The organism is Pseudoalteromonas sp. R86517, from assembly GCF_042466295.1.
Lineage (GTDB): Bacteria > Pseudomonadota > Gammaproteobacteria > Enterobacterales > Alteromonadaceae > Pseudoalteromonas > Pseudoalteromonas atlantica.
Genome location: NZ_JAXHCB010000001.1, coordinates 1,603,656 through 1,617,543, shown reverse-complemented (window position 1 = coordinate 1,617,543; position 13,888 = coordinate 1,603,656). Strand labels below are relative to the sequence as shown.

Below are 13,888 nucleotides of genomic sequence, written 5' to 3'. Positions count from 1 at the left end.
TATATAAATTCAATGTGTTAAATCTAAATGTGAGATGCATTCATTAATTAATTGGTAACATTTACATAGTTAATTTACGCTTTTACAGATAAACCCTGCCTATGCGTTTAATTAATTATGCAAAGTGCGTATTATTTTATTATTAAACATAAATAAACAGTATTTCACTTGCCTTTACATACAACCAAGCTTGAAAAAACAGCGTTATTACTTTGCCTTACTCTTTGTGCTATTGCATTTTTGGCGCCTCAATTACTCACCAATCATTTGCAACCGCTTATAAATAACGCTTTAAGTTTTTTAGGGGCGCCGTTTTTTTTATTAGTAAATTTTTTATTACTTGCAGTTATCGTTATTGCCATAAGCCCGCTTGGGAGGCGAAAAGTAGGCGGTGACAATGCCCATATTGAATTTGGCTTATTTGGTTGGCTTTCTATGCTTTTTGCCGCAGGGATGGGGTCGGGTTTAATTTTTTGGGGAGTTGCAGAGCCTGCGTTGAATGTAGTCAACTCTCCTTTAAAACATACACTTTACCCTGACAAAGTAAGTAGTGCTTTAGCGCTGACGTTGGTTAACTGGGGGGCGCATGCGTGGGCTCTTTATGCAGTATTTGGGCTTGTGTTAGGTGGCTTAACAAAAAACAGTCATTGCAGTGGTGATATTAGCGCACCGGTAATCAGTGCATTAAAAGGCGCAATAAATATAAAATACCAAAACAGGCTTACCTTTATTGTTAAATTAGTGGCCGTGCTCGCCATTTTTTTTGGTGTGGTTGGGACAATTGCAAACTCTACGTTATTGCTACGCAAGGGAATTGAAATAAACCTAGGGATAGAGTCCGCGCTTGTATCTGGTTTTATCATAATCAGCTTAATTGTATTGCTGTATACAATATCGGCCAAGCTTGGGCTTAAAAAAGGTATTCAAACGCTGAGTAAGTTTAATGTTTGGCTAGCTTTTTTACTTTTATTGTGGCTGCTTTTGTTAATGCCCATACAGCCTATAATGGCTATTGCCATTGAGGGTACTAGGGATTACCTACGGCTTATTTTTACAGGGGCATGGCAATTACAAAGCCAACTTAATAACCCCGAGTGGGCAAATGGCTGGACCTACAATTATTATTTTTGGTGGTTAGCGTGGGGACCTTTTGTTGGCGTGTTTTTAGCTAAAATTAGCCAAGGTCGACCAGTGTGGCAATATATATTGAGCGTAGTGTTGCTACCTACGCTTGTGACTATTGTGTGGTTTAGTGTGTTTTCGGGCTCAGCTATCGCATGGGATAAAACCTACCATGCCGGTATTTTAGATGCCATTAAAGCCGACTATACCCAAGGGCTATTTATATTTTTTCAGCAGTTAGGCTGGCAAGGCGCCGTACTTATTTGGTCAAGCTTGTTATTGTTACTTATTTTTGTGGTTACCTCAGCCGATTCGGCGATATTAGTAATACGTGATTTAACAAATAGCAAAAAGGCAAAAGCATGGAGTATTTATGGTTGGTCACTCGCGCTTGGGCTTTGTGCCTTTATATTACTGGTACAAAATAATGAGCCACTAAACAGAACTATTGCTATTATTGGCGCTTTACCGTTTTTAGTTATTTTTATTTTACAGCTGGTGGGCTTTATAAAAGAGTGTATAAGTGAATTTAAGTATTAGGGCTTAAACCCATTTTATTAATAAAAGGATGACGCACTGTATTAAATTGTACGCTCACGCCGTTCAAAATTAAGTATATAGAATAGGTATACATATTTTTACAATACTATTTTTAAAGATGTTTATAATTTAGGTAATATTTTTGATCAGGATGAGCCATGAGAGCGCTAACTTTATGTTTATGTGTTATTTACCTAAGTGGCTGTACAGTCGCTGGTGTTATAATTGATGGGCAGGCACAGTCAAATGCACGCGCCAATAAATATAGTAATAGCCCTGCTCGTTCAGATCCTTATAAAAATCCACTCGAACCTGTACCGAAAGACAAAAATGGGTTTAGTTTTACCGATATAGGGTTAAAAATAGATTCATTGCTGATCAATTTAGTAAAAGGTGAGGGCAATACGGTACAAGTGTGTAGGCAAGTGAGTAAAGTATTGAAAGAGTGTGTAGAAGTAGATAAATCTGATCTACACACTAATGAGATTACACAGTTAAAAACTGATTATGAAATGATAAGTGTTGGTCAATAAAGCTGCTTATAAAAAAGTAACTATGATCGTAGCCAGCTTGCATTTCAATACTAAGCGGGTAACCTTTATTTTTAGCAACAGCCGCTAAATTTTGTGGCTTAAGTTGCTCCTCTAAAAACCCATCGGCATCGCCTTGTGTAACAAGCATAGGGAGAAAATCAGCTTGCTGCGCTTTTTTCATCAACTCGCACGAATCGTATTGAGCCCAAAGCTCTTTGTCAGTACCTAAGTAACCCGTAAATGCTTTCACGCCCCATGGGCAGTCAATTGGATTAACAATAGGGCTAAAGGCCGAAGCGCTAACAAACGCTTTAGGGTTTTTAAGTGCCACCATTAAAGCGCCGTGCCCGCCCATAGAGTGACCGCTAATTGCTTTAGTACTGGTTACTGGGAAGTGTTGCTCAATAAGCATAGGTAGTTCATCAACTACATAGTCATACATATTAAAATGTGTATTGAACGGTGCTTGTGTTGCGTTTACGTAGAAGCCTGCGCCTTGGCCAAAGTCGTAGCTGTCATCATCAGAGACATTATCACCACGTGGGCTTGTATCAGGCGCTACAATTGCAATACCCAGCTCAGCCGCTTTTTTAAATGCGCCGGCTTTTTGCATAAAGTTTTCGTCTGTACAGGTTAAACCCGATAGCCAATAAAGTACCGGCACTTTGTTTGTTTCGCTTGCGCCAGGGGGTAAAAATACCGCAAAACGCATTGTGCAATGGGTACTTGTTGCAGTGTGGGTATATTGTTTGTGCCAACCACCTGCTACTTTTGTACTTGAGATATTTTCTAACATAAAAATCCTTAAAAGCCGCAAACAATTAAGTATTACGGCTTTTTAATACATAGGTTACCAATAACGTATTAGTAGTGAATTACTGTACGAATACTTTTACCTTCGTGCATTAAATCAAACGCATCGTTAATTTCTTCAAGGCTCATGGTATGCGTAATAAAGTCGTTAAGAGCAAATTCGCCTGCCATGTAACGCTCAACTATTTCAGGTAATTGTGAACGGCCTTTAACGCCACCAAATGCGCTACCACGCCATACACGCCCTGTTACTAGTTGGAAAGGACGGGTTGAAATTTCTTGGCCAGCACCGGCTACACCAATAATTACCGACTCACCCCAACCTTTATGACAACACTCAAGTGCTGAGCGCATTACATCAACGTTACCAATACACTCAAACGAGTAATCAACACCGCCATCGGTCATATCAACAATCACTTCTTGGATAGGCTTGTCGAAGTCTTTAGGGTTTACTAAATCTGTTGCGCCAAGTTTTGTTGCAAGGTCAAATTTGCTGGTATTAATATCAACACCAATAATGCGACCCGCGCCTGCCATTTTTGCACCAATAATAGCCGATAAACCAATGCCACCTAAGCCAAAAATAGCCACGGTATCGCCAGGTTTTACGTTTGCAGTGTTTGTTACCGCGCCCATACCTGTGGTTACGCCACAGCCTAATAAACAAATTTCTTCAAGCGATGCTTCTTTGTTTACTTTTGCGAGTGAAATTTCTGGAAGTACTGTGTACTCAGAAAAAGTAGACGTACCCATGTAGTGATAAATTGGTTGGCCGTCTTTAAAAAAGCGTGTAGTGCCATCTGGCATTAGGCCTTTACCTTGTGTTTCGCGCACTGCTGAACACAGGTTAGTTTTGCCTGAAGTACACATTTTACATACGCCACATTCAGCGGTGTAAAGTGGAATTACGTGATCGCCTACTTCAACACTGGTTACGCCTTCGCCCACTGCATACACAACGCCTGCACCTTCGTGGCCTAAAATTGCTGGGAAAATACCTTCAGGATCTTCACCTGATAAAGTAAATGCATCAGTGTGACAAACACCAGTAGCGGTAATTTTTACCATTACTTCGCCTTTTTTAGGCATCATCACATCAACTTCTTCAACGCTTAATGGTTGGTTTGGACCCCACGCAATAGCTGCTTTTGATTTTATAAATTCAGACATGTGTTTATCCTTTGTAGTGGTTTTAAATAACAGTTGTAGACCCAATTTGTTTGGGTGATGGCTCTATTGTATTTGTTTCTCAAATAATGATAATCTCCGATTTATTAAAACACTTTTACAGTATGGTAATAATGGCTCGTTGGGATGGCATAGACGAATTTATAGCAGTGGGTGAAGAGGGTAGTTTTACAGCAGCGGCTAATGTACTTGGGTTGTCGGTTGCTCATATAAGTCGCCATGTAACGGCGCTGGAGCAGCGTTTAAATACCCAGTTACTCACCCGTACCACCCGCAAAGTGGTATTAACCAAAGAAGGTGAAGCCTTTTTACATCAAACTAAGCAATTACAACATGCTATGGACGATGCCACGCAAAGCTTAGCAACGCAGCAAACAACGCCTAAAGGTAAAATTAAATTAACAGCACCAGTTATGTATGGTGAAACTTTTATTATGCCCATTGTGCACAATTTTATGCACGCTCATCCTGAGGTCGAAGTAATTGCTACGCTTTCTAACGAGCAAGAAAATTTACTCGAAGGCGGGTTTGATTTAGCCATTCGGTTAGGGCATTTAAAAGATTCAAGCCACAGAGCACGGCGTTTAAGTGCTAGGCGCTTTATAATGTGTGCCTCCCCAGATTATTTATCCCGAGTAGGTGAGCCCCATACCCTAGGCGAGCTAAACCAACATCAATGTTTAATTGGTAACAGCAGTTACTGGCGAGTAAACGAAAATGGCCGCGATAAACATATTAAAATTGCGGGGCGCTTGCGCTGTAATAGTGGTTGGGCATTAGTTGATGGTGCAAAAAAAGGCCTAGGAATAGTGCAGCTGCCTAATTATTACATTGAAAATGAGCTACGAACGGGCGAGCTTGTGCCAGTATTAACTTCTTATCAGCCGGATCAAGAAGGCGTGTGGGGAATTTACCCACCGCGTCAGTTTGTTGCCACTAACGTAAGAGTATTACTTGATTATTTAGTGACTGGGCTTGAATAAAGCGCGTTTAAAATATAGCCAAGTATAAGATTTATAAATTATTTCTTACATTTATGGTCATATTCAATTCATCTTAGTTCGTGCTACTATAGCCGCACACTTTTAGCATAAATGTTTTAAATAATATGTTTCAACCGGTTAGCTTATTTATAGGGCTCAGATATAGCCGCTCCTCCAAAGGAAATGCGTTTATATCGTTTATCTCGTTTTTTTCTATTGCCGGAATAGCCATAGGGCTAATGGCCTTGTTCACTGTAAGCAGTGTAATGAATGGCTTTGAAAACAGTTTAAAAACAAATATGTTAGGGCTCATTCCCCACGTAGAAGTACAAGCCAATAAACACACCAGCGAACAAATGACAGCGTTAAAAGCCGATTTAGAGCGCTCAGATTATGTAGATCACGTAAGCCTTTACCGCCACGGCGAAGCCATTTTGCAAACCAATAAAGATTTACACGGCGTATTACTGCAAGGCTTGTATGGCGATAACGGATCGCTATATAAAATTACTGATAAAGTTGTGCAGGGCAATTGGCAAAACGTTTTAAATAATAGCTACAACATAGCTATTAGCCGTTACTTAAGCCGAAAACTTGGCGTTGGTATGGGAGAAAAACTGCGCGTAATTATGCCTAATGCCTCTACTTACACGCCACTTGGGCGCATACCTAGTCAGCGTTTATTTAAAATAGCCGCAATATACGAAACCGGCTCAGAGATAGATATGAGCCTTGCATTTACCAGCGGTGCTTCTTTACAGCGGGTATTAAAGCTTAGCAAAAATACCGCGCCTAACTTAAGTGTGTCGTTACATGAACCCTTTGAATTAGCGCAATTTACAACGGACAGCCAGCGCATTTTACGCGATTACCAAGTAAGTGACTGGCGCAGTAGCCAAGGTACTTTATTTGCCGCGGTTGCCATGGAAAAACGTATTATGTCTATGTTGTTAGGGCTGATTGTATTAGTGGCTGTATTTAATATTGTTTCGGCACTGACTATGATGGTGAGTGAAAAACAAGGCGAAGTGGCTATATTACAAACCTTAGGTTTAACGCCTTCACAAGTACAAAAAGTGTTTATGGTGCAAGGCTTGTATAACGGGGTTATTGGCACCGCGATAGGGGCACTTTTAGGTGTATTGTTTAGCTTATATATTAATGAACTACTCGCTGCTGTGGGGCTAAACCTACTTGCAGGTGTAGAGCTTCCGGTAAAATTTGATGTGTTAAGCCTCGTTATTATTGCGCTTAGCAGTATTGCAATGAGCTTTTTAGCCACTTTATATCCTGCGCGCAAAGCCGCAAAAGTAAAACCAGCAGAGGTATTGCGTTATGAATGATTTAGTTATTAGCTGTCAAAACTTAAGTAAAGTTTATCAAGATGGCCAAAACAAAGTAGAAGTATTAAAAGGGGTGGACTTATCTCTTAACCAAGGGGATATGCTGGCTATAGTAGGCAGCTCAGGCTCAGGGAAAAGTACCTTATTGCATATTTTAGGAACCCTTGATACGGCTACATCGGGTAGCGCTAAAATAAAAAATCAAGACGTTGCTAAATTATCGCGAACAGAGCAAGCGGCGTTTAGAAATAAAAACTTGGGCTTTATTTATCAGTTTCACCATTTATTAATGGAATTTAGTGCGGTTGAAAACGTGGCTATGCCGCTGCTAATTAAAGGGCTCAACGCAAAAGAGGCAAAAGAGCAAGCCTTGCAAATGCTAGATAAAGTAGGCCTAGCGCATCGCAGTGAGCATAAACCTTCGGCACTCTCTGGTGGAGAGCGCCAGCGTGTTGCTATTGCTCGAGCGCTGGTGACTAAACCCGCATTAGTGTTAGCCGACGAACCTACCGGTAACCTTGATAAGCAAAACGCGATTAAAATTTACGATTTAATTAATGAGCTAAATAAAAGCTTAAATACTAGTTTTGTGGTGGTTACTCACGACTTAGAGCTTGCAGACAAACTAGGAAAAATTGCGTATTTAGATGATGGGAAACTTGCCATTAAAGAGTCGCACCATGTTGCTTAGTTTATTTTTAAGTGAACGCTTTAGAGCGTATTCTGGCCATAAAGACGAAAAAAACGCATTTGTAAGCTTTATTGCCAAAGCCTCTACCGTTGGTATTTTATTAGGGGTGGCGGTGTTAATTGTTGCGCTTTCGGTTATTAATGGCTTTGAGCAGCAATTAGTGCATCGTTTATTAAGTGTGGTACCGCAAGTTGAATACGTAGCGCCTAGCCGCCCCATTGCTGATTGGCCTAACAAAGTAGAAAAACTTAAAGCAGAGCCTCATGTTACAGGTGCTGCGCCATTTATAGCAGTAAATGGTATGGCGCAATTTAAAAGCCAGCTTAAAGCGGTAGAAATACGCGGCGTTGAACCTAGCTATGAAGGGAATGTATCGGCCATAAATCAATTTACCAAAGGCACACTGGTTAGTCAGCTGCGCACGGATGACGTTATTTTAGGCAAGCAAATTGTAAAGCAATTAGGCGCTAATATAGGCGATAACATTACTTTACTCATTCCTAAAATTAGCGAGCAAGGCAAGTCTCTATTAGCCCCTAAACGCGTAACGTTAACACTTGCGGGCATTATAGAAATGGGTGGGCCAATTGACAGTAGCGCTGCATTTATTCACTTAAATAAAGCACAGTCAGTTTTAGGTTACGACGCCAGCCAAGTGACAGGTTTACGTTTGAGCGTAGATGATGTGTTTGCTGCACATCAAATTGCACTGCGAGTAGGGCAAACTATTAGTGATTATGTGTATGTCTCTAGCTGGTTTAGAACGCAAGGTAGCCTGTATCAAGATATTCAAATGGTACGCACAATTGTGTACATTGTGGTGTTTTTAATTATAGCGGTAGCTAGTTTTAACATTGTATCGTCGCTTGTAATGGAAGTGCGCGAAAAACAAGGCAACATAGCTATTTTAAAAACCATGGGCGCTAAAGACAGTACTATTTTAGCTACCTTTGTCATGCAAGGTTTAACGCAAGCCTTTGTTGGCGTGTTACTTGGCACACTAGTTGGGGTTATATTAGCGCTTAACATTAGTGAGCTGTTTACATGGGTTAGCCAGTTATTTGCAGCTAATCCGCTTGAAGGTGTTTATTTTATTGAGTTTTTACCCAGTAAATTAGTACTCAGTGATATTGGAATAACAGTTATTGTTACCTTTGTTTTAGCTGTACTTGCTACTATTTACCCGGCGTGGCAAGCAACTCGAGTCGACCCTGCCAAGGTGCTGGGTAATTAACAACTCTTTATAGTGTAAATATCAATAGGGCAGCGTGCCTTAAGCTGCTAAACTGCGCGCTCATTTAACGTGGGCGCTGTAATTTAGCCTCGCTCTCTACTCAGGAAATTACTTTGACAAATAACGATATTTTACGCCGTGTTCGCTATACCTTTAATTTAACCGATACTGCCATGGTCGGTATTTTTGCCGCCGCAGAGGCTACAGTTACCACTGAGCAAGTCGTTGCATGGTTAACAAAAGAGGGTGAGCAAGGGTTTGTTAAAATGTCAGACACTGAGTTTGCTACGTTTTTAAATGGCTTTATTAATACAAAGCGTGGCAAGCGCGAAGGCCCACAGCCTGTGCCAGAGGCTAAGTTAAATAATAATATTATTTTTATGAAGCTACGTATTGCTTTAAACATGAAAGCAGAAGATGTAATAGCAACACTTGCACAGGTTGACTTTGAATTAAGTAAACATGAGCTCAGTGCGTTTTCTCGCAAAGTAGAAAATAAACATTACCGTGTGTGTAACGACCAGGTTTTGCGCTTGTTTTTAACAGGTGTTCAGCAGCAGTATCGCCCTGCAGAGTAAGTAAATTATTTAACGCTAAAAGCTCAGCAATTGCTGAGCTTTTTTGTAATTAATGTTTGCGGTTAAGAAAAGGCCTTATCAGTAAGTGATTGCTGCATTTGCTCTCGCATTTTAAACTTTTGCAGTTTGCCTGTTACTGTCATTGGGTAACTCTCTACAAAGCGAATATAACGGGGCATTTTAAAATAGGCGAGTTTGTCTTTTAAAAATGCACGTATTGCTTGCTCATCAAGTACTGCATCTTCTTTTGGCTGGATCCACGCACACACTTCTTCGCCGTACTTCTCATCACTAATACCAAATATAGCGGCATCTTGAATACCTGGGTAAGTGTAAAGAACCTCTTCAATTTCGCGTGGGTATATGTTTTCGCCACCTCGAATGATCATGTCTTTAATGCGGCCAACAATACTCACAAACCCTTCGCTGTCCATTACCCCTAAATCACCAGAGTGTAACCAGCCTTCGTCATCTATAGTGGCTTTTGTTTTTTCTTCGTCATTCCAATAGCAGCGCATTATACCGGCGCCCTTACTGCAGACCTCACCAGGTACACCTATTTTTTGAATGTTACCCAGTTCGTCAATAATTTTAACTTCAGTGTGAGCAAGGGCTCGGCCAACGGTTGTTACTTGGCGCTCTATTGATGAGTCGGTTTCGGTTATATTGTTGATTGGGCTGCACTCAGTTTGCCCATACGCAATTAATACTTGATGCATGTTCATTTGTGTTTGGACTTTACGCATGACTTGCTCAGGGCACGTTGAGCCCGCCATTACACCAGTGCGTAAAGTGCTGAGGTTATAATTGGTAAAATTAGGCAGCTCTAGTTGGCTAATAAACATAGTCGGCACACCATGCAGCGCGGTACAGCCCTCTTGCTGGACAACATCAAGCGTGGTTTTTGCATCAAACGCATCGCTTGGGTATATAGCTGCGGCGCCTTTACTTACACATAACAGGCTGCCAAGCACCATCGCAAAACAATGATACAGAGGCACAGGTATGCACAGCTTATCTTGCGCTGTAAAATGCATAGCCTCTGCAACAAATAGCGCATTATTTAGTATGTTTTTATGGGTGAGTGTAGCGCCTTTAGGGTTGCCCGTGGTGCCAGAGGTAAACTGTATATTTATGTCTTGATCCGCGTTTAAATTTGCTGCAATCGCATTTAATTCAAGCTTGTGGGCTGGGGTGGAAAACTTCATCACATCAGCAAACGTAAACATACCAGGGCTTTTTTCATTGCCAATGCGTATTACATTTTTAAGGCTAGGTAGGGCATGTGCATTTAGCTCACCGGGTTCACATTGGGTAAGTTCAGGCGCCAAGCTGTTAAGCATATCTATATAATTGCTGCCTTTAAAATGTGACGCGGTAATTAACGTGCTGCATTCTACCGAGTTCAAAGCATAGGCTAACTCGTTTGGCCTGTAGGCAGGGTTAATGCAGACCATAATGGCACCTATTTTGGCGCTCGCAAATTGGGTTAAACACCACTCAATGTTATTAGGTGACCATATTCCTACTCTATCTCCTGGTTTAACGCCTATTGCTAGTAGCCCCATAGCGAGTTGATTAACTTTATTTTGAAATGCTTTATACGTTAAGCGTACATTTTGATGGCTAACAACGACAGCGAGCGAATCAGGGTGTTTGTCGACAATAAAATCAAAGTACTCGCCAATTGTTTTATCCGTTAGCGGCGTGCTTTGCGCACCTTTAAAATAGCTTTTTGTGAGCGGTAGTGTGTTTATTTGTTCTACTTCTTTTACCGAGCGCGATGGTGTGTGCATGTGCTTCTCCGTATTAATGTGTGTCAGTTACTTATATCAATCCGTGCTGATAAGTCAGTATTCATTTACTTAGCCACGAATAGCTGTGTAGCAAAATAAAAAATAGTTAAGCGAATTGTTTTAGGTTGTAGTTAAAATAAACACAAAATGTCGACAAAGAAAGGGTGGTTAGACTAATGTACTAAGCATAAAGAAAAGTTAAATGAAACGTTTTACAGATGGGCAATAAAAACTAACTTTAATAAAGGCATAAAAAAACGCCACTAAATGGCGTTTTTATAGTTTATTTTAATCGCTTTGTGACTTATAGCTCGTCACTGCGGTAGGTTTTTTTCATAATGTATACATAGGCATTAACAAAAGCGTTTTCTTGGTACTTTTTAAGGCCTGTGTCTTCAAACGCAATAGGTATAGGGTTGCGTTTAAGCTGCTCTTTAATTTCGGTCGTTGAGAACACGCGAACGTCTAACTCTTCAATTAATTGAATCGCTGTTTCCATTTTAAAGCCCTTTGCACTGCCTGCAAATTTACCTTTAGGTTGGCGCTCACGAATGGCAACAGAATCAATTTGGTAATCTTGCATTAGTTTTGCAAAATCAAATTGAAATTTACGCATTATTTCAGTGTCGTTACCGTTACCTAAGGTAAAGCGTGTTTGGCGCACATCGCGAATATCAAATACGTCGTTATCTTTACTTAAAATACAAAGTAGTACATCACTACCGGTAATTTCTACACCACATGTTCTCATTGCTGTTCTCTAATATAACTTAATTGCTTGGTATTATACTCAACATCTAATAAATTGCGAGAGCAAGGCGGTGCAGGTGCATTTTAATAATCAATAAACTCAAGTTGTCACATGCTTAATTTAAATTAGCGAACGAAAAACAAAAAAATGACAATTTTAGGTAAAATTTCAAGTAATGAGCGCGCTTTAAACTTGTAATTGATACTCTATCACGCGACAATATCTTTTTTGTAGTTGAGCAGACTCAGCATCTACATTAGTCATTTATGGCGAAAAATAGTCAATGCTTATTCGTAAAAGCGTTGTCGAGTCATTCTCATTTAATTTATTTAAAAATACACGTGATACATTGTAGGTGTCACCACTGTATGTAAGGATTTATAATGCCAGTTATTACTCTTCCTGACGGCAGTCAGCGTAGTTTTGAAAACCCTGTAAGTACTCTTGATGTAGCTAACGATATTGGTCCTGGTCTTGCTAAAGCAACCATTGCTGGTCGCGTTAATGGCGAGCGTGTTGATGCGTGCGATATGATCAACGAAGATTCGCGCCTTGAGATCATCACCGCAAAAGATGACGATGGCCTAGAGATTATTCGCCACTCGTGTGCTCACTTAATCGGTCACGCAGTTAAGCAGCTTTTCCCAGACGCTAAAATGGCTATTGGTCCAACTATTGATAACGGTTTTTACTACGATATTGATATGGAACACTCTTTGTCTCAAGAAGACTTAGACGCCATTGAAAAGCGTATGTTGCAACTTGCAAAAACAAACTACGACGTAGTGAAAAAAAATGTAAGCTGGCAAGAAGCACGCGATACGTTTGAAGCGCGTCGCGAAACATACAAAATGGAAATTTTGGACGAAAACATCGCAAAAGATGATCGCCCAGGATTATACCACCACGAAGAATACGTAGACATGTGTCGTGGTCCGCACGTACCAAACATGAAATTCTGCCAAAACTTCAAAATAATGAAAGTAGCTGGTGCTTACTGGCGTGGCGACTCTGAAAACAAAATGCTACAGCGTATTTACGGCACAGCGTGGGGCGATAAAAAGCAACTTAAAGCGTACCTTAAACGCTTAGAAGAGGCTGAAAAACGCGATCACCGCCGTATTGGTAAAGCGCTTGATTTATGGCACTGGCAAGAAGAAGCGCCAGGCATGGTATTTTGGCACAACGATGGTTGGAGCATTTACCGCGAGCTTGAAGAATTTGTTCGTGAAAAACTGCGTGAGTACAGCTACGAAGAAGTTAAAGGTCCAATGATGATGGACCGCTCTTTGTGGGAAAAATCAGGTCACTGGGAAAAATACTCAGACGCCATGTTTACCACAGAGTCAGAAAAACGCGAATACGCTATAAAACCAATGAACTGCCCAGGTCACGTGCAAATTTTTAACCAAGGTTTAAAATCGTACCGTGATTTACCACTGCGTATGGCTGAGTTTGGTTGTTGTCACCGTAACGAACCATCAGGCGCTTTACACGGCTTAATGCGTGTACGTGGCTTTACACAAGATGATGCTCACGTGTTCTGTACAGAAGAGCAAGTAATGGACGAAGTTTCAGCGTGTATTAAGATGGTTTATGATACATATGAGACATTCGGTTTTGACAAAATTGTAGTTAAGCTTTCTACGCGTCCTGAAAAACGCATCGGCGACGATGAAATTTGGGACAAAGCAGAGGTTGCATTAGCCGATGCACTTAAAGCAAACGACATTGAATTTGATTACCTACCAGGTGAAGGTGCCTTTTACGGACCTAAAATTGAATTTACTTTGTACGATTGTTTAGACAGAGCGTGGCAATGTGGTACAGTGCAACTCGACTTTGCATTACCGGGTCGTTTAGGCGCTACTTATGTAGCAGAAAACAACGAACGACGCACTCCAGTTATGATACACCGTGCTATTTTAGGCTCAATTGAGCGCTTTATCGGTATTTTAACTGAAGAATACGCTGGTTTATTCCCAACGTGGCTTGCTCCAAAGCAAGTGGTAATTATGAACATTACCGATAAACAAGCAGATTACGTGCACGAAATTGTACAAAAATTAAATAAACTTGGAATTAGAGCCGCTGCTGACTTGAGAAATGAGAAGATTGGCTTTAAAATCCGAGAACATACACTTAAGCGTATTCCTTACTTACTCGTTGTCGGCGATAAAGAAGTTGAACAACAGGAAGTAGCAGTACGTACCCGCACAGGTGAAGACCTAGGCAAATTTAATGTTGATGATTTTGTAGCTAAAATTAGCGAAGAAATTAAAAATCGACAGTAAAGATCGAGCGTGTAGGGCA

General features: G+C 40.7%; 12 protein-coding genes. 8 read left to right on the top strand and 4 right to left on the bottom strand.

Translation table 11 applies throughout. The features are described 5' to 3' along the window. Positions 1 to 168: 168 nt before the first annotated feature. Complete coding sequence (locus SJY38_RS07270; RefSeq protein ID WP_377109496.1) at positions 169 to 1,662, top strand: BCCT family transporter; 1,494 nt, start codon at positions 169 to 171, stop codon at positions 1,660 to 1,662. A gap of 158 nt (positions 1,663 to 1,820) precedes the next feature. Continuing rightward, a complete protein-coding gene (locus SJY38_RS07265; RefSeq protein WP_004587828.1) occupies positions 1,821 to 2,195 on the top strand; it encodes a hypothetical protein in 375 nt (124 codons plus the stop codon). Here SJY38_RS07265 and fghA read toward each other — a convergent pair. Together fghA and SJY38_RS07255 are read right to left on the bottom strand one after the other, a co-directional pair. Then, entirely contained in the window at positions 2,149 to 2,991 is an 843-nt protein-coding gene (fghA, locus tag SJY38_RS07260) for an S-formylglutathione hydrolase (RefSeq protein WP_273605923.1), read from the bottom strand. The two genes, SJY38_RS07265 and fghA, sit on opposite strands and share 47 nt — an antisense overlap. A gap of 68 nt (positions 2,992 to 3,059) precedes the next feature. Further along, positions 3,060 to 4,181, bottom strand: a complete 1,122-nt coding sequence (locus SJY38_RS07255; RefSeq protein ID WP_004587830.1) for an S-(hydroxymethyl)glutathione dehydrogenase/class III alcohol dehydrogenase — start codon at positions 4,179 to 4,181, stop codon at positions 3,060 to 3,062. Between the two features lie 131 nt (positions 4,182 to 4,312). Between SJY38_RS07255 and SJY38_RS07250 the strand changes: the two genes are divergently transcribed. The 5 genes from SJY38_RS07250 to SJY38_RS07230 all read left to right on the top strand — a co-directional run bounded on the left by SJY38_RS07250 (position 4,313) and on the right by SJY38_RS07230 (position 9,028). Beyond that, positions 4,313 to 5,182 carry a LysR family transcriptional regulator gene (locus SJY38_RS07250; RefSeq protein WP_064385636.1) on the top strand — a complete coding sequence of 290 codons (870 nt, stop codon included), beginning with the start codon at positions 4,313 to 4,315 and terminating at the stop codon, positions 5,180 to 5,182. A 125-nt stretch (positions 5,183 to 5,307) separates the two neighbouring features. Further along, entirely contained in the window at positions 5,308 to 6,525 is a 1,218-nt protein-coding gene (locus tag SJY38_RS07245; protein ID WP_377109495.1) for a lipoprotein-releasing ABC transporter permease subunit, read from the top strand. Further along, entirely contained in the window at positions 6,518 to 7,216 is a 699-nt protein-coding gene (gene lolD, locus SJY38_RS07240) for a lipoprotein-releasing ABC transporter ATP-binding protein LolD (RefSeq protein ID WP_377109494.1), read from the top strand. Before SJY38_RS07245 ends, lolD begins: the two co-directional genes overlap by 8 nt. Further along, a complete protein-coding gene (locus SJY38_RS07235) occupies positions 7,206 to 8,450 on the top strand; it encodes a lipoprotein-releasing ABC transporter permease subunit (RefSeq protein WP_024034069.1) in 1,245 nt (414 codons plus the stop codon). The genes lolD and SJY38_RS07235 overlap by 11 nt, the downstream gene beginning before the upstream one ends. 113 nt (positions 8,451 to 8,563) lie before the next feature. After that, complete coding sequence (locus tag SJY38_RS07230) at positions 8,564 to 9,028, top strand: DUF1456 family protein (protein WP_054982440.1); 465 nt, start codon at positions 8,564 to 8,566, stop codon at positions 9,026 to 9,028. Positions 9,029 to 9,090: 62 nt separating this feature from the next. Here SJY38_RS07230 and SJY38_RS07225 read toward each other — a convergent pair whose 3' ends face one another. After that, positions 9,091 to 10,824 (bottom strand): AMP-binding protein, encoded by a 1,734-nt coding sequence (locus SJY38_RS07225; protein ID WP_377109493.1) that lies wholly within the window; start codon positions 10,822 to 10,824, stop codon positions 9,091 to 9,093. 304 nt (positions 10,825 to 11,128) lie between these two features. Beyond that, on the bottom strand, positions 11,129 to 11,575 hold the full coding sequence (locus SJY38_RS07220; RefSeq protein ID WP_004587837.1) for a DUF3010 family protein: 447 nt from the start codon (positions 11,573 to 11,575) through the stop codon (positions 11,129 to 11,131). A 383-nt stretch (positions 11,576 to 11,958) separates the two neighbouring features. Here SJY38_RS07220 and thrS point away from each other — a divergent pair, with 383 nt between their 5' ends. Next, entirely contained in the window at positions 11,959 to 13,869 is a 1,911-nt protein-coding gene (gene thrS / locus SJY38_RS07215; RefSeq protein ID WP_377109492.1) for a threonine--tRNA ligase, read from the top strand. Positions 13,870 to 13,888: the final 19 nt, after the last annotated feature.